Here is a 21,791-nt window from a genome sequence, read left to right as displayed (position 1 = left end):
CGATTCGCCCGATTCAGCCGGCAATCTGAACGGGTTTTCCGCTTCGCCATTCATCATGCGGCATTCATCATTTCCGCTTCACGTGCGGCGAAACTGCCGGTCGAGCTCTTCCCGCGTAAAGACGAGCGCCGTCGGGCGTCCGTGGGGGCAATGATGGGCATCCTGGGCCAGGTGGCGTTGCTGTAACAGGGCCTGGATCTCGGTCGCCGCCAGGCGATCGCCCGCCTTCACCGCCGCTTTGCATGACATCATGTGCAGCAGTTCGTCCAGCAGATCACGGCGATCGGGCGCCTTGCCGCCGGCTTGCAGCTTTTCGAGCGCCTCGGCCAGCAGTTCCTTGACCTTCACCCGGGCCAAAAGCACCGGCTGGCTCAAGACCAGCACTGTGTCGCCGCCGAAGGGTTGAATCTCCAGGCCGAGCTGCTCGAGGGTCTCGCGATGCTCCAGCGCGAGCGCCGCTTCGGAGGTGCTCAAATCGACCGGTTCCGGGACCAGCAACCGTTGGGATTCGAGCGGCCCGGCCAGAATCCGCTTTTTGAGTTGCTCGTAGAGAATCCGCTCGTGGAGCGCATGCTGGTCGATCACCACCACGCCATCGTCGCTCTCGGCGATCAAGTAGCGATTGTGAATCTGAATCGCCGGCACCGGCTGGGGCCCGTCGAACCGCGCCACGTTCGGCGCAGTGGGCCCGGGCAATGTCTGACCGTTCCTCGCTGGGAATGGTCGATCTAACATGGTGACTTCCAACGGAGCGGAATCCGCCGGCGACCAAGGCGCAAACAACTCCGCCGCGGCATGGCCGTTGCCTGCCAACCGGCTCGTGCCATTCCCCTGGCTGGACCAATCGGCGCGTCCCCAACCGCTGACCGGCGACTCCAGCTCAGCCACGCCTGCGCCGACCGGCTGCAAGCGGGCGGTGAGGTCGGTGCTGAGAAACTTGGTGCGCAGTGCGCCAAGGAGTTGACTGTAAATCCGCCCGCCGTCCTGGAAGCGAACTTCGAGCTTCGTCGGGTGGACATTCACGTCGACCACGTCCGGCGGCATCTTGAACGACAAGTAGCTGATCGGCTGACGGCCGGTGAGCAGCAGCCCGCGATAGGCCTCGCCCAAGGCGTGCTGCAGCGAGCGATCGCGAATGAAGCGGCCGTTCAGAAACAGGTACTGCATCCGCGCGTTGTTGCGGCTCTGGCTGGGATCGGCCGCGTAACCGGCCAGTTCGACGTCGCCGTCGGCGCTTTCGACCCAGATCAAGGCGTCGGCCAGCTCGCTGCCATGCAGTCGACGGATGCGCTCCAGCCAGGGTTCGCCCGCGGGCAGTTCCTGCACCAGCCGCTCATTGTGGCGGAGCGTGAAATGAATCTGCGGATGCGCGAGCGCCAGCCGCGTGAAGGCCTCGGCGACGTGTCCCATCTCGGTCTGCGTCGACTTCAAGAACTTCCGTCGTACCGGCGTATTGAAAAACAGCGTGCGGACTTCCAGCGTGGTGCCGATCGGCGCACCGCACGGAATCAGTTCGCTCGACTGCCCGCCGACGACCTCCAGTTCGGCGGCCGCGTCGGCGCCGCGCGGTTTGCTGCGCAGCATCAACCGACTCACCGCGGCGATGCTGGCCAGAGCCTCGCCGCGAAAGCCGAGCGTGCCGACGCGAAACAGATCGTCGGCGTCGCGAATCTTGCTGGTGGCATGGCTGGCCACGGCCAGTGCGAATTCCTCGGGCGGAATGCCGCAACCATTGTCGCTGACGCGAATCAGTTCCAGGCCGCCTTGTTCGACCGCCACGTCGACGCGCGTGGCGCCGGCGTCGAGGGCGTTTTCCATTAACTCCTTGACGACGCTCGCCGGCCGCTCAATCACCTCGCCCGCGGCGATCTTATTCACCACGTGCGGCGACAGTTGTTGAATGGCAGGCATGGGGGTCCGTCCCGGCAGGAAATGATGAACGATGAATGACAAATGATGAATGACGGACGTGGACAAGATGAACGGTCGCTCTCCGCCATTCATCATTCTGCATTCGTCATTCTGCATTCAAACTATTTCTTCGCCACCATCGGAGGAATCTCGCGGACCCAGATGTTGCGGAAGCGGACGGGGTTGCCGTGGAACTGCAGGTGCAGCGGGAGGCGTTCGGCGTGCGCGTCGTAGTGGGGCGGTTCGTCCCAATAGGTTCCGCCCAACAGTTCCGTGTGGTTCTGCACGAGGATGCCGTTCTGGAACACCGTGAAGTAGGCCGGCTTGACGACCTTGTCGCCGTCGAAGACCGGGGCGTCGAAGACGATGTCGTAGGTTTGCCACGCGCCCGGCTGGCGGCAGGCGTTCACCAGCGGCGGCATGGTCTTGTAGATCGAGGCGCACTGGCCGTCGACGTAGGTCTCATTCCCATAGGAATCGAGGATCTGCACTTCGTATTTGCCCATCAGGTAGGCGCCGCTGTTGCCGCGCCCCTGACCGGAGCCTTCGATCTTTTCCGGCGTGGCGAATTCCAAGTGCAGTTGGCAGGAGCCGAAGCTCTCCTTGGTGTTGATGCCGGTGCCGTGCGAAATGGCGTAGCCGTTCTCGACGATCCATTGGTCGCCGCCGTCCCAAGCGTCGAGGTTCTTCCCGTCGAACAGCACCACTGCGTCTGCCGGCGGCGCGCCCGGCGCGTCTCCCGGCGTGACCAGCTTGGGCGTCGGCCATTGGATGCCGCTCTCGTAGCCGTCGGCCAGCGCCCAGCCGATCGAGCCCAGCCCGACAGCCGTCAGGACGAGCCAAGTCTTCAAACCCAGGGCACGGCAGCATTCCAGCGGGCATTTCATGGGCGTTATTCCTTCAGTCGATGGCAGACGGAAAACTCGGCAATTCAAGCGACGACGACCGGCCGCGCCGCCCCTAAGAACGTAATTCGCCACGGCTCGGGAGGCAATCCCCGGCCTGCATCTTACGCCGATTCTAGTGCGGGCGGGCGAACCGGCCGAGGGTTGAATCCTTCAGCATTGGGTGCGGCGTTACCACGAGCAGGGACTGGCCTGGCTCGACGATGAGCGCGGTCGCGAACCGCGCAGTCGGCTGACGCCGGAACAAGAAGTCGAGGGGCGCCGCCTCGAAACCGGTCCCACGGAGCAGGCTTCCACACGGCCAAAAAGGCGCGGGCGCCGCACATCGTCAGCCACGGGCAACTGCCGACCTACAGCCCGGAACTCAACTGAGAAAGATCAAGACGCCGGACGCAATTGTAATCGCGACGGCGGCCATCCATAACGTCGACGTGCAGCACGCACTCGACAACCGCATGTTGCGTCTGAATGGTCTTGGGCCGGTTAAGTCGCTAGGGATGGCGAGACCCGTTCCATTCAATCAACAACGAGGGCTGTTTTAGCCAGCCGAACCGTGGCTTGAGTTTACGGCGCCACATCGGTGGGTTAGTTGATCTGTAAGTAATATTGCGGCACGGTCTAATGTTGCGGCACGGTCTCCCGACCGTGCCGCCGGCCTGACCGCAGGTCTCCAGTTTTAAATCGCGGCAATGAGATGGAGACCTGCGGTCGCACGGGTGGCATGGTCGGGAGACCATGCCGCAACGACGTTGGCATTCGCCAGCATAACCGTGTGTCGAGCACGTTGCATCCGGCGCACAAACGGCTACGATCGATCTCAACCAGCCGCCAAGCTCAACGCGCGGCCGGCGGTGTCGCCCACGGGATTGCCAGCAGCAAAGGTTTCGTCATGAAGTACATGGTACAATTCAAGCTTCGGCCGGGAGTCAAGAATCAGGTCATCGACTCGTTCGAGCTTCGTGGCCCAAATCGCAATCCGGGGGTTAAGTTTCTCGGCGCATGGATCGGCAACGAGGTCGAGGTGGTTTTTGCCTTGCTCGAAGCGAGTGACGATCGACACCTCGCGGCCGCCGGCGCATCCTGGGGCCAATTCGGGGAGTTCGAAGTGTTTCCCGTGACGGATGTGGAGCAGTATTGACGCAACGCGAACCGGTCGGCGTGTGGGATCAATCACTTCTTCGCTACAGCGATCAGGTGAGCCATACGTCTGGGTTCGTTGGACGTGCCGCGCGACTCGAAGTGGCTGGCCACGTTGCTGACGATGGTGCCGGCGCTGTGGAGCGGCCGTGACAACTTGATGCCCTTGCCGCCTCGCGCCCGGTGCTTGCCGGTTTGGATCGCGTAGTCCACGCGTACGTCACGGAAGTATCTCGACAGCAAGTCCGCGAGCGCCGCTTTAGGATAGTGGCGGAGGTGATCCGGGTTGTAGTTCGGCGGTTCGTTCTTGACGTAGTCGCCGTTGGGCGTGGTCAGGAACAACCAGCCGCCGGGTTTGATCACGCGGGCAATTTGCGCCACAAAGGCTTCGTCGTCGGGCACATGTTCGATCACTTCGATGCTGACGACGCCATCGAAGTGATCGCTCGGCTGCGCGCTGCGGCACATGTCTTCCAGCACGACGTTCACGATGTTCGAACGACGTCGCTGGAGATTGCGCAAAATCTGATCCGTGAAACCGAGATGCAACTGTTCCTGCACTTCCGATTCACGGGGGATGTCGCTCACCGTGACGTCGGCGGCGACGCCGATGGTGTACGGCGATTTCCTGCCGCCCACGTCCAGTAGCTTGGGCTGGGCGACGCCGCTCCCCCGCACGAGGCGGCGGATCTCGCGGTTCACAAGGTGCGGAAGTACTGGCAAGATCGGGCGGGCTAGGGTCATTTGCCATTCGTAGAACGTCATCATGCGCAGTCTTTTCCCGCCGCGAGCGTAAGGGCAACCTCGAAAAGATAGCCCAAATCACCGGCATTTCAACCAGCGTCGCGGCCGGGAACTCTCGTCTGTCGCGGTTTATTCTCGCCAATCCCAATCGCGGGCGACATCCTTCGTCAACTTTCGCTTCGGCGAAATCGTCGTCCCCACAAATTCCAGAATCGCGCGGTCCCAGGCGGACAACGTGCCATCCGACTCGCGTTTCGTTTCCAGCCGGGCGGCGACGGTGGTCGTTACGCTCGTCGTGGTGGCGAGTTGCGATGCGGAAACACTGCGCCGCAACGGCGCCGGCGAATTGTTGTTCGACGCGCCGAAGTTGTTGCGAACGGCGTTCAGGTCGGTGATGTTGACCTGGTTGTCGCCGTTGGTATCGCCGACGACGCCGGGGCCGCTCGCGCCAAAGTTGTTGCGGACGTTGTTCAAGTCGGCAATGTTCACATCGCCGTCGTTGTTCGTATCCCCTGCGAGCGGATTGGCGTCGTCCTTGCCGGGAGAACCGAGCGCCTTGTTGCTCGCGCGCCAGGATGGCGCATCGCCCCAAGTGCCGGTTTCCGCCAGCGGGTTGACAATCACCAGCGAAAAACCGCCGCCGTCGGTCGAAGGTTGCCAGTCATCGGAGTAACTGAAATCGAGCAACTTCTCTTGGAACGCCGACTCCAGCAGCAAGGTGTCGCTGGAGTTATTGAGGTTGCCGTTAAATTCGCCGGCGATGGTCAGGCCTGCGCCGTAACGCGATTCGAACGCCAACTGGTTGTTGACGAGCAGCACATGCGCGCCCGGCGCCAACGCACCGCCGACGAAGGTGAAGTCGACGCCGCCGGAAAGCTTCATGCCGGCGAGTTGCATCGGAGTCGCGCCGGTGTTTTGCAACTCCAGGTACTCGAAGTCGTTGTCGCCGTACGGGCTGCCCGGGGCCGGCTCCGGCGGATGGTACATGATCTCGGTGATCCGCAATTTCGGCGCGAGGACCGTGAATGTCGCGGCGTCGAGCGCGCTCCATTCTCCATCAAGCAACACGCGGGCGCGGACTTCCGCCGAGGCGTCGAATTGCAGCCCGTTACCGTCGTAGAGTACGGCCGTCGGGCTCGGCGCGCCGCCGGGCAGTCGCGGATCGCTGCCGTCGAGCGTGTAATAGATCGAGCCGCCAGAAGGGTCGAACGTTGGGACCAGCAGTTGGAGATCGAAGCTGAGATCGGAGCTGCCGCCGCCCGATTGATGGACCTCGACGGCGATGGTGTTGACGCCGTCGTGCAAGAGCGATTTGTCGATGATCAGTTCTTGAAAGGCGCTTTCGTCCCCACCACCGACCGCCCCAGAGGCCGGGGTCAGATAGTTGATGTCGCCGCCGGGCATGTTAAAGCGCGTCGGGAGCGGTTGACCGTTGATGTACACGACGGCGCCGTCGTCGCGCATGACGCGTAGCACCACGGAATCCATGCCGGCCAGGTCTGTGATGTTGAATTTCTTGTGGAAGTACGTCGTGATGTGCTTGTTGCCGGCGTTAGGTCCGAAACCCACCACGGTCTGCTCGCCACCATCACCATAGCCGAACTCGCCGAAGCCCGACTTCCAGATCGGCACACCATTCCCGTCTTTCACGTCTTCCGGCCTAAAGGCGACTTCCTTCCAGGCCGTACCTTGATTGGTGCCGTTATCGAGATAGTACCATTGGGAGCCGGCCGCGATGATCGGCGTGAACGACGTCGTGCCGACGCTGGTTAGCGTAACCGCGTCCTCTGGCGCCACTGCGCCACCGTGCTGGCTGTAAATGGGCGGATCGACGTTGGTATACAAACCCGCTGCGCGGAACTGCTTAATCATCTCGGCATGGCGTCCGGGGAAGTATTGCTGCACGACCCGGTTCACTTCGTTGACGAACTCCACGTCGTGCGTGTAGGGCGGCTCGCGGCGGGTATCGCCCCAGCGGGCCGATTCGCCGACCATGGCACGATCGATCACTTCGACCCACTTGAGGAACCGCGCGGTGTTGGCTTCCACGGACATCGCGCCGCCATTGAACATGTGTTGCTGAATGCGATCCGCGAAGCGCAGTCGGAATTCCGGGTTGGCCCGCAGCGCGTTGTAGATGAACGACGGGCGGTAGTCCTGATTGACGGGTGTCATGTTCATGCCGGTGATCGATTCGAGCGTCCGCTCAGCGTCCCAGCTAAAGAACTGCCACTTGGCGCCTTCCTCGCGCAGGCGGCCGGAGTACCAGTTGTGGTCGTCCCAATCCTGGTTGCCGCCATACAGGTTGAGCATGAAGTAGTCGATCAGATTGTCGACGTCTAAGTACTGGTCTTGAATCGCCTGGTAGGCGGCGGGCGTGCTCAGTCCTGCCGCCGCCAGATTGCGCATGGCGTCCCAAGCCGCGCGATCGCCGTCCAGCACCTTGAGCGAGTTGAGTGCGTCGTAGTCTGTCTTATCGCCGCCCAAGTGGTCGGCCATAAATGCCGCGTTCGGGCGCTCGACGACGTTGTAGAGACCCCAGTACAGCCCGTTGATGTACAGATGTACGAACGTGCCGGCGCCTTGCAGCTGGCCCATATCGCGCAGCGTTTCGCGCGCCCATTCGTCCTGGATCAACGTGGTGCGCTGGTTCTGATCGCCGCCGCAGCACATGTACGAATTGTTGAACCCGGCGCGGAGCACGATGTTGTCGAACTCCTCGATGCCGGAATCCGGAATCAGGTTGTAGCGCAACTTGCTGGGGCCGTACTCGTTCTTGTAGACAAAGCGAAACGAGTGCTTGACGAACTCAGGATTGCGCCCGACGTTGCCTTGCATCCGGACGCCTTGGTTGATCTGGAAACCTTCCGTACCGTCCGGGTAGATCATTTCCAACGAACCGGGCCGCTCCCAGGCGTCGCCGGATTGCTGTGCGTTGGCATAAATGCCGGTCGCCGGGTCGAAGAGATCGCTCATCTCCATCACCAGCGACATCGAAGGGATGGTGAGCAAATCCTGCTCGAACGTGGCGCTGTACGCCGGGTTGTTCGTGACGTTTGGATCGACTTCGTAGTCCGGGCCGGGGGAACCCCAGCCGCCGGGGAAGCCAGCGCCGGTCTGGCTGCGCACATCCGCCACGAAGATATAGCTGTGCGTATCGATGTTCGTGGGCAGGAAATCGTCTTTGAAGGCCACGGCGCGCACGGTCGTGGTGCCGTCGACGTGAATCGGGCCTGTGTAATTGTTACCGTTGCTGAGCGTCGGCTCGCTGCCGTCCGTGGTGTAGCGGATCGTCGCGCCCGCGGTCGGCGTGGTGATCGTGACATCGAACGGCGCGCTGTAGAAGCCGCGATCGACGCTGAAGTCGGTATCCGCCACGACGCCGAAGAAAGAGGTTGCGTTGAATTCGCCCGGCGTCGGCTCGCCGAAGTAGCGCTCCTGATCGCCGAGGACAGTGATCTCAACTAACTCCGGTTGAATCAGGAAGCCAGTACTGTTCGAGACTTCGTTCAGCCCCTGAATGGCCAGCACATTGTTACCGGCGACCAGGTCGTCGATAAACGCCGTGACGTTGATTTCTTCGACAACGATCGATTGGGCGTTGGGGCGATCTTGCACCGCGGTGGAATTCCACGTCGCGGCGCCGGGCGCGTTGCGGCGCGCGATTTCCTGACCATTGAGATACGCCACAAAGCCATCGTCGTAGCGCATCCGCAACGTGAGCGATTCGTAACTCGCCGGATCGGCCACGTTGAACGGCAGCCGCAGATACGCGGAACTGTTCACGCCGAACATCGACGTTTCGAGATCCGTCTTGATGAACGTCGACAAGCTCGGCCCGCTGCCGCCGGTGACGACGACCGACTCGACGGCCAGGCCGCCGTTCGCGGTGTCGCCGACCAGATCGAAGTTCGCGTTGAAGGCGCCGTGGCTGCCCTGCGCGGCGAAAAATTCCAACCCGGCGCCGCCGCCGCGCTCGTAGAAAGTCAGCCGCACGTCGTAGATGCCGGCTTCTGTGGCATTGAACACGGCCAGCGTGTCCGAGGCGCCGCGTGGGCTGGGAAAGGAAGAGTTGAACACCGGTACGCCGCCGCGACTGAGCGTGAGCCCGAAGCCGTCATCGCTGTTGACGCCGAAAGTCCAGGCGCCGGTCGCAGGAATGGTGAGCTGCGCCGTGGCTTCGATCACGAAATCATCGACGTCTTGCCCGATCACTTGTCCTGGGAAGGCGCGGTCGTTGCCATAGTGCGCGGCGCTGTCGGTGCCGAGGTAATTGACCGTCGCCGCGTTCTCGCTCACGACGCTGGAGTAGTTGTTCGGATTCTCAATCACCTCTTCCGCGGTGGAGAGATCATTGACCGTGACGCTGGCTTTGTAGTTCTTCACCGCGAAGCCGGGCGCCGTGGTCTCATAGCCGATGCCGGATTGCGCGTTCGTCCACGTGCCGTCGTTGAATGTAGGACTAGTCCAACTTGTGCCCAGCGCCGCGTCGCCGGCGGTCGGGACGCGTACCTTGCCCGTGGCACTGTTGGCGAGCAACGTTTCGACGGAGACGTCCTGGCCGATGCCGTAGGAGACCTTTTCGTACTGCTGAGGCGCATCGAACTCCGAGGCCAGCGTGATGCCATTCGGTTCGACGAGTGCGAGATATTCGCCTGCCGTAGAGAGCGAGAAGTTCGTGTGCAACTCGCTGCCGGCGACGGCGCGATCCTTACCCGAGGCGAACACGACGAGGAATCCGCCAGCCGGCACGACGGCCAAGGGGAAATCCCACTTCGTCAATTCGTCGGAGTCATCGGTGAGATGCCAGCCTTGCAGATTGACGTCGGCCGCGCTGGCGTTGTAGATCTCAATCCAGTCCGACGCATCGCCATCCTGATCCTGCAGCCCGCCGTCGTTCTGCGCGAGGAACTCGCTGATGAACACGTCGCCGGCCATCATGACGCGCGACTCAAGTCGTTCGCCGAGCCAATTGCCACGCCGCACTTGATTCGTGCGCCGAGATTTTCCCCACCGCGGTCGCCGCCTGGCCGCCATGTCTGTCCCCTGTCTGCTGGAAGCGCGATCGATAGGGACAGCGCGAGCCGGAAGCGGCCCTGGTCTTCTCTGTCCCAATTCCCTGGCGACCGGTTTGAATGGCCACAGGGCATCTTGGAGTTTAACAAGGATTAAATGAATTGTGTGGATTTTGTGAGGAAATCCTTGACGATTGGGGCTTTTGGCCCGGCGCTTCGCCAGTCCAAGCCCAGGGAAGGCCCTCCAAGTCGTGGGGGATGGTGGGATTTGCGCTGGCCTTCCCTGGGCTTAACGAGAGCGGAACTTGTTTCCGATGTTGCGTGCGTTAAGCTGATGTCCACATGTCCACTCAATCGCCATCGGGGGTTTGCGCGATGCCGGCGAAACTTGCCACGACGACGTGCCAGCGATTCCTTTTCCTGACCGCGTTCGGCTGGATGGCCGCCACGACGCGCGGGGATTGCCTCGTCGAGTTGTCCTTCGGCCATGCCTCGCCGGACTCCGCGATCGCTTCGCTGCGGATGCCCGGCGAGATTACGGCGAAGCTCACGCCGTGGCAGCGCCGGCTGTGCGATCGCCTGACCGCCTTCGCCAAGGGCGACGACGATGACTTCCTCGACGTGGAGATCGACACGTCAGCGATGACGCCATTCCGCCGGCGCGTGACGGAACACTGCCGCAAAATTCACCGCGGACAGACGCTCAGCTACGCGGAGCTGGCGGAAAAAGTCTCGGCCCCCGGCGCGGCGCGCGCCGTCGGCACGGTGATGCGGAAGAACCCGTTTCCGTTGATCGTGCCTTGCCACCGCGTGTTGGGAGCGGCGGGCAAGCTGGGCGGGTATTCAGCGCCAGGCGGGTTGGAAACGAAACGGCGGTTGTTGGCGATGGAACAAGCGAAGTAGATCGCGGTGTTCATCGTCTTATGTAGTCGGACTCTGTGAGGCCGGAGGAGCGGACCCGCTCTTGAGTGTGGACGTTTTTCGTGTTGCCGTGGTTGTAAGCGTCCCCGCCAAGGTCACAGACCGCGGCCACAGAAGTCGGACTACGCATGGCGTGCGTTGCGGTTAAGGAACTTGAAGATCAGCAGCGTTAGGCAGCCGGTGCCGACGCCGCATACGAGCGCGAATTGAAACGCCAGCAATGCGCGGCGGTAAATGGCCTCTTGTAGTGTGACGCCAATGCCGACGTACTCCGCTGGATGCCCCCAGATTGCGTCGCTGATCCACTCGTGAGGTAGGCTAACTCGCTCGCGCAGCACGACAATTGCCGCAGCGTATGCGACAGTACCGACCATCATCCCCGCTGCAAACCAGCGCCGTGGACCAGGGGATGTCAAAATCACTCGGAAGCAAACGCCAAGAATTGGAATCGGCGCGAACATCCCAAGTGTCTGCCAAATCGAAATCGGCTCGGCAACCGCGGCCGCGATGATAGCCGCGTAGGCGGTCAGAATTGCGATCGTCGAAATGGTAAATCGCGGTTTCATGCCAATTCCCTTCGGTAAATGGCATTTTGACGTCCCCCCTCCCTCCAGGGTACACTCTAAAGCTCGAAATCCGCGCTTTTCGCTCCTCGTCGCAGGATCGCCCATCATGAGACTCGCTTTGGTCTTCCGCTGCGTGGTATTTGCTTTGCTTTGCGTTCTCGGTCGACAGGCGTCCGCCGCGGACACCGCCCCCATTCGTGGCTTGTTCCTGGGCGATCAGGGGCATCACAAGCCCGCGGAGCGGTACCCGCAGTTGGCGCCGGTGCTGGCGGGGCGGGGGATTGAGCTGGACTACACCGAGGACATTGGCATGCTCTCGGCGGAGAAGCTCGCGCCGTACGACGTGTTGGTCGTGTATGCGAACATCGAAAAGATCGCGCCGGAGCAGGAGCAGGCGTTGTTGGATTTCGTCGCCGGCGGCAAGGGGCTGGTGCCGTTGCACTGTGCTTCGTTCTGCTTCCTCAACTCTGATAAGTACGTAGAGTTGGTCGGCGCGCAGTTTCAGAAACATGAGACCGGCACGTTTCGGACCGAGATTGTCGCTCCGCAAAATGACATCATGCGCGGCTTCGCCAGCTTTGAGAGTTGGGACGAGACCTACGTGCATCGTCGCCACAACGAAAAAGATCGCACGGTGCTGGAAGTGCGCCGCGAGGGAGATCATGTCGAGCCTTGGACGTGGATCCGTACGCCCGGCAAGGGGCGCGTATTTTATACCGCCTGGGGACACGATCAGCGCACGTGGCGGCACCCTGGCTTCGTGAACCTGGTGGAGCGCGGCATTCGCTGGGCCGCCGGGCGCGATCCGCAACAGGCCGCCGCGTATCTGGACAATCGGGCGTTCCCCGTGCCCGAGATGACCAAGCCGCGCCAGGACGTCGCGCCGTTCGAATATGTCAACGTCGGCAAAAAAATTCCGAACTATCCGCCGAGCGCCCGCTGGGGCGTGCAGGACGAACCGCTCAGCGAGATGCAGCAGCCGCTGCCGCCGGAAGAATCGATCAAGCATCTGATGACGCCCGAGGGGATGCATCCGGAGTTGTTCGTCGCCGAACCTTCACTGGCCGGCAAGCCGATCGCCATGAATTGGGACGAACGCGGACGGCTCTGGGTTTGCGAGACCTACGACTATCCGAATGAGTTGCAACCGCCGGGCGGCGGGCGCGACCGCATTCGCATTTGCGAAGACACCGACGGCGATCTGCGCCCCGACAAGTTCACGGTCTTCGCCGAAAAGCTGAGCATCCCGACGGCGATGATCTTCTCGCGCGGCGGCGTGATCGTGCATAACGGCGTGGAGACCTTGTACTTGAAAGACACCGACGGCGACGACGTGGCGGACGAGCGCCGCGTGTTGTTCACCGGGTGGGCCCTCAACGACACGCACGGCGGCGTGAGCAACTTCCAGTACGGGCTCGACAACTGGATCTGGGGCATGCAGGGCTACAACGACTCGACGCCCACCACGGCCGACGGTGTTGAACTGGCCCATTTCCGCCAAGGCTTCTTCCGTTTCACAGCGGACGGGAAGCAGATGGAATTCGTCCGCTCGACGAACAACAACACCTGGGGCCTCGGCATCAGCGAGGAAGGGCTGATCTTCGGTTCGACGGCCAATCGCTGCCCGAGCGTATACATGCCGATCGCCAATCGCTACTACGAAGCCGTGCGCGGCTGGTCGCCGTCGCTGGTGTTGGAGATGATCTCCGACACGTATCTCTTCAAAGCGGCCACGCCGAAGGTGCGACAAGTCGATCAGCACGGCGGTTACACGGCCGGCGCGGGGCACTCGCTCTACACGGCCCGCAACTATCCGCAGGAGTATTGGAACCGCACCGCGTTTGTCACCGAAGGGACCGGGCATCTGGTCGGGACGTTCGTCTTGGAGCGCGACGGGACCAATTTCAGTTCGGAGAATTCATTCAACCTCGCGGCCAGCGACGACGAATGGACCGCGCCGATCATGGCCGAGGTCGGCCCCGACGGCAACGTCTGGGTGATCGACTGGTACAACTACATCGTGCAGCACAACCCGACGCCGCAAGGTTTTGAAAACGGCAAGGGAAACGCATACGAATCGGACCTGCGCGACAAAAAGCATGGTCGCATCTATCGCATCGTGCCGGACGGCTGGAAGCAGGACGCCGCGCCGAATCTGGCGAAAGCCGCTCCGGACGATTTAGTCGCCGCGCTGGCGCACTCGAATCTATTCTGGCGCCGTCACGCGCAGCGTCTGCTGGTCGAACGCGGCGAACTGGACGTGTTGCCGCAGTTGATCGCGCTCACGCAGAACCAGTCCGTGGATGCAATTGGCTTGAACGTTGGCGCAATTCATGCCCTGTGGGCGATGCACGGGCTCGGCGCGTTGGACGGCAAGCATGCCGACGCGAACGCGGCGGTGATTGCGGCCCTCAAACATGCTTCGGCTGGCGTGCGGATGAATGCGGCGCAAGTCGTGCCGCGTGTCGAAGCGTCGTTGCCGGCGCTGGTCGCGTTGCGCGAAGACGGCGATGCGCTCGTGCGACTGAATGTGTTGCTCGCGCTCGCGGAATTTCCGGCCAGCGAACAGGCCGCCGAGACAATCGACGCGATGCTCCGCGATCGCAATAACCTGGCCGACCGTTGGATTCCGGAGGCCGCGACCTGCGCCGCGGCCGCGCATAGCGGACCGTTTTTGAACCGGATTGCCGCCGCGGGCGAGCTCAGCGATCAGCAAATGGAGGTGACGCGCATTGTGGCCGGACACTTCGCGCGATCTGGAAACGTGGCGGCCGCGCCGGCGTTGTTGTCCAAGTTGGTTGACGCACCGCCAGCGGTCGCCGAGGCGATTGTCCAAGGGCTCGTGAACGGCTGGCCGAAGGACTCCAAGGTTCCCGTCGACGCCGCACTGGAAGCGAGCTTGGAGACCGTCGCCAAGCGAGTTTCGCCCGGCACGCGCGGCGGGCTGGTGAAGCTTGCGTCGATGTGGGGAAGCGAACACTTGGGCAAGCTGGCCGAAGAGTTGTCCGAGGCGCTCTTAGCGGAAGTCACGGATGACGCGCAGAGCGAAGAGCGTCGCATTGAGGCGGCGCGAGAGTTCGTCGAGTTCCAGTCAAACAGCATTGAAGCGGTCGACAGACTTCTGGAAGAAATCACGCCGCGCACTTCGCCGGAGCTCGCCGCTGGTTGGCTCCGGGCGTTGGAATTGAGCACGGCCGAAGAGGCTGGCGTGCGGCTAATCGAGCGGCTCGACGCCTTTGCGCCTGCCGTGAAGGCGAACGCCTACGGCGTGTTGCTGGGCCGCCCGGAATGGACGCAGGCGTTGCTCAACGCTGCGGACGATCGGCCGGAGTTGCTTGTTGATCTCTCGCTCGACCGCAAACAAGTGCTGTTGGCGCATCCGAGCCGCGCCCTGCGCCGGCAAGCAGGTCGATTGCTGGAGAAAGGCGGCACGCTGCCGGACGCTGATCGTCAAAAAGTGCTCGCAGAACTGTTGCCGATCACGCACGTGAAGGGCGATCACGTCGCCGGCAAACAATTGTTCTTGAAACATTGCGCGACCTGTCATACGCACAGCGGCGAGGGAAAACGCATTGGTCCGGACCTGACCGGCATGGCGGTGCACCCCAAGGAAGAGTTGCTGGGCAACATCATCGACCCCAGCAAGAGCGTGGAAGGCAACTTCCGCGTCTACACCGTGGCGACTGAGGACGGGCAGATTCTCACGGGCCTGCTGGCTTCCGAATCGCGGACGTCGATCGAGTTGATCGACGCCGAAGGGAAAACGATCAGCCTGTTGCGCGACGACATCTCAGAACTTGCCGCGTCGCGCAAGTCGCTGATGCCCGAGGGCTTCGAAAAGCAGATTACCCAAGAAGAATTGACGAACCTGCTGGAGTTCCTGGCCTTCCGCGGCAAGTATCTGCCACTCGATATTTCCAAAGTCGCCCGCGTGTCGACGGTCAAAGGCATGTTCTATAGCGCCGACGCGCCGGCCGAGCGGCTGATCTTCGACGATTGGGCGCCGAAGACGTTCGAAAACGTGCCCTTCATCCTGGTCGATCCCCGCCAAGGGCGCGCCGCGAATGCCATCATGCTCTTCGGCCCGCAAGGTTACCTGGCGCCGACGATGCCGCGCAGCGTGGAATTGCCCTGTAACGCGCCGGCCAAGGCCATTCACTTCTTGAGCGGCGTCTCCGGTTGGGGCTATCCGTACGGCACGGAGAAATCCGTCACGATGATCGTGCGACTGCATTTCGAGGACGGCACGGCGGAGGACCACGAACTACGCAACGGCGAGCATTTCGCCGACTACGTCCGCCGCGTCGACGTCCCGAAATCGGAGTTCGCGTTCGACCTCCAGGGCCGGCAGATCCGCTACTTCGCGGTAACGCCGACGAAACAGGACTTGATCCAGCGCATCGAACTTGTCAAGGGCGAAGACACGACCGCGCCGGTGGTCATGGCGATCACGGTCGAAGGGCGGTAAAGGGAGGAATGACGAATGGCGAGCAGGCTAGAAGCTGCTCCATCGTGATCTCACGGCCGCCGTCCGCGATCACGCGCACCGGCACGAGCGACGACAGTGCGACGGCATGCGACGACTGTCGCGTGGCAACATCCGGCGCTTGCAAACGCCGACGCCAAGCTTAGAACGACGCCGTCGAAACTCCGGCCTGTCGGCAAAGTTCGCCGATCGTCAAACGCAACGACGCCTGTCGGGCGATCAACCTACGCCAAAACGCCACCCGATCCGCCGCCGAAGTTCGAGACATGGCCGTCACCGAGGGAAGCCCAAATTCAAGCCCATTCCGTCAACTTGCCACGCCCAACCACCATGCCGATTCGGGGACGGTTACGACGAAGCTCACGCGCAGTCACGTGGCGGCGCAGCGGGCAGTCTCGGAGTTGATCGATCAGAGAACCGCACTCCGCATCGGCCAGCAGTTGGTGCAAGCCGTAAACGACGAGTTCGCCGGAGTGGATCGCTGATGACTGCCAGCCTGTTCGCTGATTAAGCTGGATGCAGGGAGAGAAACAATGCCGGTGATTCGGAAGAAATACACCCGCCCGCTGCCCGCTGACGCCACTCTCCATGAGCGCCAACAGCGCGCAGAAAAAAACGCGGCACCGAGTTGACGCTCGACGCCGCATACAGATGCGGTCGGAGAGTTAGTAGGAAGTCTTCACCGGACGCGAGGAGCGGAGAATCCGCAACTTTCTCAATGAATTCACCTTGGAGACCCCGCGGGCCCTCCACTCTCCAGTCGCATTTTAAGACCCGCGGCTGGCTTCGCCAGCCCGCAAAAAAAACGTCCTCGCGAGAGCACAGGCTTCATACGCCGGTGCTCCCAATGTGGAGACGAAGGGGATCGAACCCTCAACCCCCGGCTTGCAAAGCCGGTGCTCTCCCAATTGAGCTACGTCCCCGTGCATGGGCGAAACATCGACATGTTGCCCGTTGCGTTACGTAACAGTTTAGGGCGCGGATTGATGCCCGCCAAGGCTGGGCGGCGGCCGCGTGGGCGACGGCGGGCGGTGGAAGGTGAAGGGCGCCGCTGTACGTCGCGGCTGTCCGCTGCTCTGGCGGGCTGGTAGAATCGCGGACAACTTCTGGGTTTGCCGATTCCACCGTTCCAAATGGAAAGTGCAGGGGAAAGTGCCGCGTCGCAATGTGAGTCAGTTGGGGCATCAAGAGGCGGTCGATCAGGTTTTTCTTGCCTCGCAGAAGCAACTGCGGCCGAATCGGAACGGAAACCTTTATTTGCAGATCGACCTGTCCGACCGCACCGGCTCGATCAGTGCGCGGATGTGGAACGCTTCGGACGCCGACTATCGGGCGTTCGAGGACGGCGATTTCGTCCGCATCGAAGGGACGACGCAACTGTTCCAAGGGGCGATTCAGCTTATCATCAACAACGTCTGCCGCGCTCGAGAAGATGAAGTCGATCTGGCGGACTTCATGCCGCTGGCAAATGCCGACATCGATCGCCTCGCCGTGCGGTTGGGCGAGATGCTGCGGCAGGTCCGCGATCCGCACTTGTCGGCGCTCGCACAGTGCTTCCTGATGGACGAAGCGTTCATGCGGAAGTTTTCCAAGGCGCCGGCCGGCATCAAGCATCATCATGCCTATCACGGCGGGCTGTTGCAGCACGTCACGAATCTGATGGAAGTGGTGCTGTGCGTCGCCGGACGGTTTCCGATGGTGGACCGCGATCTGCTGTTGATGGGGGCCTTTCTGCATGACATGGGCAAGGTCGATGAGCTGAGTTACGAGCGGGCGTTCAGCTACACCGACGAAGGGCAGATGCTCGGGCACCTGGTGATGGCCGTGGGGATGCTTGAGGTCAAGATTGTCGAGACGGAAAAGCTGATGGCCGAGCCGTTCCCCGTGGAACTGACGCTGCGGCTCAAGCACATGATCGTCAGCCATCACGGGCAATACGAGTACGGCAGTCCGAAGTTACCGATGACGCTGGAAGCCGTGGCGCTGCATCAACTCGACAATCTCGACGCGAAGATCCACAACTTCTATCAGCAATTGACGGAAGACCCGAACGTCGAAAGCCCCTGGACGAACTTCAATCACGCCACGGGGCGAAAACTGTTCAAGGGTTACGGCGCGCGACGGGACGCGCTGACGAATGGGGAGTAATTGGAACCGCGAAAGACGCGAAGTCACGCGACAGACGGAGAGCAGGGAACCACGAAAGGCACAAAAAGCACGAACGGCGGAGATTGCTGGTTGGCGAGTTGGTTAAGCCCAGGGCAGGCCCTCAAAGACGTCGCTGATGAATTGGTCATTGGAGGCCTGCCCTGGGTTTCATCCTGCGAAGCGGCGGAACGTGCAAGAAATGCGTTGACCTAGCGAATACTACCTCAGGTTCTTAAGCACGAAGGCGCGGAGCCAGGGTATGAATGACGTGGGGCGGGAAACTGCGGGCGGCTTTACGCCGTATCACATTACGCGGCCGGCGCCGGTGTTGATGTGGTACTACGTGATTTGCGCGTTTCTGACGGGACCGGGCGTGATCTTCGCGATCTGGCCGTATTGGTTCAAATACGAGACGTTGCGCTATAAGTTCGACGAGAAGGGCGTCTCGATGAGCTGGGGGATTATCTTCCGGCGCGAGACTTTGCTGACCTATCGGCGGATTCAGGATATTCATCTGACTCGAAATATCCTACAGCGCTGGCTCGGCCTCGCCACGGTGAGCGTGCAGACGGCCAGTGGCTCGGCCACGGCAGAGATGAGCATCGACGGGATTCTCGAAGCCGAGGCGTTGCGCGATTTTCTCTACACGCGGATGCGCGGCGCGAAAGGGCTCGACGAAGGGCTGGCCAAGGCCGAACTCGTGGGAAGTGGGACCGCGGAGGATGAATCGCTGCGATTGTTGCACGAGATTCGCGACGCGATGCGCACTTTGGCCGATCGCGAAAGGAACGTCGCATGACGACCGGACGCGTCGAGGCCGCCAGCGCTTGGATTTATCAGGGCGTGTGGCGCGTGCTGGTGGATTGGTTCCGCGTGCCGCAGGACCCGCCCACGCTGCCGTCGTTCGCGGGCGATTCCGTCGCTTCGTTTCGACCCAGCGAGGGTTTCCTGCGGTACATGAAGTTTTTCTTCTGGCTGGTGCTGCTGATCATCGATGGCATTCTGATCGCGGTCTGGCTGGGCGTCACCGTGGCGTCGCCGTTGATCGGCGCGTTGATCGCGATTCCGATGGCGGCGCTGATCATTGTGCCGGACGTCCTCGCGTACATTGCGATTCACCTCCGCTACGACACGACGTGGTACGTGCTCAGCGAGCGCAGCCTGCGAATCCGCCGCGGGATCTGGGTGATCAACGAGACGACCATCACCTACGAAAACGTGCAAAACCTGAAGATCGACCAGGGGCCGCTGCAGCGGTTTTTCGGTATCGCCGACGTGGTTGTCGAGACCGCCGGCGGGGGCGGGAGTTCCCCAGGTCCGCACGGCCAGCAAGGCGGCGCCGGGCATTCTGGTTTGATCGAAGGGGTAGCGGAAGCCCGGGAAATTCGCGACCTGATCCTGAGCCAACTGCGGCAGAGCACGAGCGGCGGCCTGGGGGATGACCACCATGCCGCGCCGGCGCATCAGCCAGCGACCGCCGCATTTTCGACGGCTCATCTCACGGCGTTGCGCGAGATTCGGGATTTGGCCCAACGGGCAGCGCGGGCGGGCTAACAAGACAACTGCGCCGTGCGAGACAAGCCCAGGGAAGGCCCTCGCAGGCGTAGCTATCGCCAACGACCTCGGTGGCCTTCCATGGGCTTAATGGCGAAAATCGCCGAACGAGCGAAGCCGCTCCCGGTCTTTATTTTCCGGCCGCGCGTGCTAATCTAAGGGGCCAGCCTGGCGTGGCGGTTATCCTGCCGGGCCGCGGCAGCATTCCTGGTTGGAGTCGTCGTTCCCATGCAACAAGCGATTACAGGCGTTTCACCCCCGGAACAGTCCGAGGTCGGCATCGCCACGGTGTGGCCGAGCATTGCCGTGACCGCTTTGGGACGGTGGCTGGGCCGGCGTTTCGAAAACAACACGGTGATCGGCCCGTTGCACCTGTCGATCGGCCGCGTCTGGGTGCTGATGTCGATTCCGCTCGCGCTCAAGCTCTATTTCTTCAATCTGCTGCCCTTCCGCTGCCGGCGCTACCGGCTGACCAATCGTCGCGTCATCATCCAGAAAGGGCTCGCGGGCGTCGACGAGCGCTGGTGCCTGCTGGGGGATTTTGACGAGATCCAAATCGTCGTTCAGCCCGGCCAGAGCTGGTATCGCTGCGGCGACATGGTCTTCACGAAAGGCAAAGTGGAAAGCCTCCGCCTGGCCGCGGTCCCGCACCCGGAGTCGTTCCGCTCAACGTGCTTGAAGGCGCAACGCTCGTATACTTCGGTGAAGAAGTTCGCGGCGAAGTAGCTCGCGTGAGACGTGAGTGCGCGGGTGCGGATCTCAGCGCGGTGATGCGCTAAGTTGGTGCGGTTGCTCCCCCTCGCTTGCGCTTCGGGTTGGTGTTGGCTCAATCCGCGTAATTCATATGCCCTCCCTCTTCGAAGCCGCCGAAGCCGATAACCGCCGCCAGGCCGAGCCGCTTGCGGCGCGGATGCGGCCGCGGACGCTCGGCGAGTTCGCCGGGCAGCAGCAGTTTCTTGGCGAAGGGAAGTTGCTGCGGCGATTGCTCAAGGCCGATCGGCTTGGCTCGGTGATTTTCTATGGACCGCCGGGGACTGGAAAGACCACGTTGGCGCGGCTGTTGGCGATTGAGAGCAAGTGCCATTTTGTGCAGCTCAATGCCGTAACGAGCGGCGTGAAGGAATTGCGCGAAGTGTTGGAGCAAGCCCGAGATCGGCTCGCGGCCGAGGGGCGGAAGACGTTGCTGTTTATCGACGAAATCCACCGCTTCAATCGCTCGCAGCAGGATGTGTTGTTGCCGGACGTCGAGGACGGCGGCGTCGTGCTCGTGGGCGCGACGACGCAGAACCCGTTCTTCTCGATCAACAGCGCGCTCGTGAGCCGAAGCCGTGTGTTTCAATTCGAGGCGCTCTCGAACGAGGACATCATCGCGCTCTTGAAACGCGCGTTGGCGGATGTGGAACGCGGACTCGGAAAACATCGCGTCGAGGTCGCGCCGGGCGCATTCGAGTTCCTGGCCGAAGTGAGCGACGGCGATGCACGCCGGGCGCTATCGGCGCTCGAAATCGGTGTGCTGTCGAGCGACGAGCAACCGGTGCGATTCACCCGCGCGCTGGCCGAAGAGAGCGTGCAGCGCAAAACGGTGGAATACGACGCGACGGGCGATTCGCACTACGACGCCGCGAGCGCGCTGATCAAGAGCATTCGCGGCAGCGACCCGGACGCGGCAATCTACTGGCTCGCGCGCATGTTAGAAGGAGGCGAAGACGTGCGTTTCCTCGCGCGGCGCATTGTCATCAGCGCCAGCGAGGATATCGGCAACGCCGACCCCCAAGCGCTGCCGATCGCCGTGGCCGCCATGCAAGCGACGGAATTCGTCGGCCTCCCGGAGTGCCAACTACCGCTGGCGCAAGCGGTCACGTATCTGGCCTGTGCGCCAAAGTCAAACGCCGCGACGGTGGCGATCGGCGAAGCGCGGCGCGATATCAAGGAAGGGAGATTGCTGCCTGTGCCCGTGCATTTGCGCGATCAGCATTACGCCGGCGCGAAGCGGATGGGCCACGGTGAAGGCTACGAATACGCCCACGACGCCGCAGGAGGCGTCGCGGCGCAGGACTATCTCGGCGTCGACCGCGAATACTACCGCCCCGTCCCACGCGGCTTCGAGTTGGAACTGGCGCAGCGCTTGGAAACGATTCGAGCGAGGCTCCGCGAAGGGAAACGGGGCGAATAGCGGATCAGGCCGCCCGCAATTGCCGCCAGTTTTCGGCGGCCGAATCCGGCGTGAGCGCCGGATCGGCGTCGGCTTCGTAGCCGAAGGCTCGAAACGCCAAGGGTTGGGCAGCGGCGATTTGATCTGCCGTGTCCCGCGTAACCAGCCGTCGCCAGAGGCCGGGCTGGCCGCGCCAATAGTGCTGGTTGCGATTGACTGAGCGGTGCCGGGCCAGCGAATGGAGCTCGATGG

Annotated in this window: 15 protein-coding genes and 1 tRNA gene; 9 read left to right on the top strand and 7 right to left on the bottom strand. The window is 62.2% G+C overall.

What is annotated here, in order from left to right:
* Positions 1 to 78: 78 nt before the first annotated feature.
* Together mutL and SGJ19_19035 are read right to left on the bottom strand one after the other, a co-directional pair.
* Complete coding sequence (mutL, locus tag SGJ19_19040; GenBank protein MDZ4782345.1) at positions 79 to 1,911, bottom strand: DNA mismatch repair endonuclease MutL; 1,833 nt, start codon at positions 1,909 to 1,911, stop codon at positions 79 to 81.
* Positions 1,912 to 2,033: 122 nt separating this feature from the next.
* The gene (locus tag SGJ19_19035) at positions 2,034 to 2,798 is read right to left on the bottom strand and encodes a DUF1080 domain-containing protein (protein MDZ4782344.1); all 765 of its coding nucleotides are present in this window, start codon (positions 2,796 to 2,798) and stop codon (positions 2,034 to 2,036) included.
* Positions 2,799 to 3,705: 907 nt separating this feature from the next.
* Between SGJ19_19035 and SGJ19_19030 the strand changes: the two genes are divergently transcribed.
* Entirely contained in the window at positions 3,706 to 3,954 is a 249-nt protein-coding gene (locus tag SGJ19_19030) for a DUF3303 family protein (protein ID MDZ4782343.1), read from the top strand.
* A 32-nt stretch (positions 3,955 to 3,986) separates the two neighbouring features.
* On the opposite strand, the gene SGJ19_19025 is transcribed toward SGJ19_19030, so the two are convergent.
* Positions 3,987 to 4,721, bottom strand: a complete 735-nt coding sequence (locus tag SGJ19_19025; GenBank protein MDZ4782342.1) for a methyltransferase domain-containing protein — start codon at positions 4,719 to 4,721, stop codon at positions 3,987 to 3,989.
* A gap of 105 nt (positions 4,722 to 4,826) precedes the next feature.
* Positions 4,827 to 9,638, bottom strand: a complete 4,812-nt coding sequence (locus SGJ19_19020) for a lamin tail domain-containing protein (protein MDZ4782341.1) — start codon at positions 9,636 to 9,638, stop codon at positions 4,827 to 4,829.
* A 416-nt stretch (positions 9,639 to 10,054) separates the two neighbouring features.
* Between SGJ19_19020 and SGJ19_19015 the strand changes: the two genes are divergently transcribed.
* Complete coding sequence (locus tag SGJ19_19015) at positions 10,055 to 10,615, top strand: MGMT family protein (GenBank protein ID MDZ4782340.1); 561 nt, start codon at positions 10,055 to 10,057, stop codon at positions 10,613 to 10,615.
* Between the two features lie 140 nt (positions 10,616 to 10,755).
* Here SGJ19_19015 and SGJ19_19010 read toward each other — a convergent pair whose 3' ends face one another.
* Positions 10,756 to 11,199, bottom strand: coding sequence for a hypothetical protein (locus SGJ19_19010; protein ID MDZ4782339.1), 444 nt, complete (start codon positions 11,197 to 11,199; stop codon positions 10,756 to 10,758).
* 106 nt (positions 11,200 to 11,305) lie between these two features.
* Between SGJ19_19010 and SGJ19_19005 the strand changes: the two genes are divergently transcribed.
* Both SGJ19_19005 and SGJ19_19000 read left to right on the top strand, forming a co-directional pair.
* On the top strand, positions 11,306 to 15,667 hold the full coding sequence (locus SGJ19_19005) for a PVC-type heme-binding CxxCH protein (protein ID MDZ4782338.1): 4,362 nt from the start codon (positions 11,306 to 11,308) through the stop codon (positions 15,665 to 15,667).
* 284 nt (positions 15,668 to 15,951) lie between these two features.
* Positions 15,952 to 16,170, top strand: coding sequence for a hypothetical protein (locus SGJ19_19000; protein MDZ4782337.1), 219 nt, complete (start codon positions 15,952 to 15,954; stop codon positions 16,168 to 16,170).
* A 365-nt stretch (positions 16,171 to 16,535) separates the two neighbouring features.
* Here the strand turns inward: SGJ19_19000 and SGJ19_18995 are convergent.
* Positions 16,536 to 16,608: transfer RNA gene (locus SGJ19_18995), tRNA-Ala, on the bottom strand.
* Positions 16,609 to 16,837: 229 nt separating this feature from the next.
* Here SGJ19_18995 and SGJ19_18990 point away from each other — a divergent pair.
* The 5 genes from SGJ19_18990 to SGJ19_18970 all read left to right on the top strand — a co-directional run bounded on the left by SGJ19_18990 (position 16,838) and on the right by SGJ19_18970 (position 21,560).
* Positions 16,838 to 17,833 carry an OB-fold nucleic acid binding domain-containing protein gene (locus SGJ19_18990; GenBank protein MDZ4782336.1) on the top strand — a complete coding sequence of 332 codons (996 nt, stop codon included), beginning with the start codon at positions 16,838 to 16,840 and terminating at the stop codon, positions 17,831 to 17,833.
* Between the two features lie 259 nt (positions 17,834 to 18,092).
* Positions 18,093 to 18,632, top strand: a complete 540-nt coding sequence (locus tag SGJ19_18985) for a PH domain-containing protein (protein ID MDZ4782335.1) — start codon at positions 18,093 to 18,095, stop codon at positions 18,630 to 18,632.
* Positions 18,629 to 19,387, top strand: coding sequence for a PH domain-containing protein (locus tag SGJ19_18980; GenBank protein ID MDZ4782334.1), 759 nt, complete (start codon positions 18,629 to 18,631; stop codon positions 19,385 to 19,387). Before SGJ19_18985 ends, SGJ19_18980 begins: the two co-directional genes overlap by 4 nt.
* A gap of 228 nt (positions 19,388 to 19,615) precedes the next feature.
* A complete protein-coding gene (locus SGJ19_18975; protein MDZ4782333.1) occupies positions 19,616 to 20,113 on the top strand; it encodes a PH domain-containing protein in 498 nt (165 codons plus the stop codon).
* Between the two features lie 118 nt (positions 20,114 to 20,231).
* Positions 20,232 to 21,560 (top strand): replication-associated recombination protein A, encoded by a 1,329-nt coding sequence (locus SGJ19_18970; protein MDZ4782332.1) that lies wholly within the window; start codon positions 20,232 to 20,234, stop codon positions 21,558 to 21,560.
* Between the two features lie 4 nt (positions 21,561 to 21,564).
* On the opposite strand, the gene SGJ19_18965 is transcribed toward SGJ19_18970, so the two are convergent.
* Positions 21,565 to 21,791: hypothetical protein (locus SGJ19_18965; GenBank protein MDZ4782331.1), on the bottom strand; the 227-nt coding region annotated here is incomplete at its 5' end.

The organism is Planctomycetia bacterium (assembly GCA_034440135.1).
Lineage (GTDB): Bacteria > Planctomycetota > Planctomycetia > Pirellulales > JALHLM01 > JALHLM01.
The sequence above is the reverse complement of the archived record's forward strand: the minus strand, read 5'-3'. Positions and strand labels throughout refer to the sequence as shown.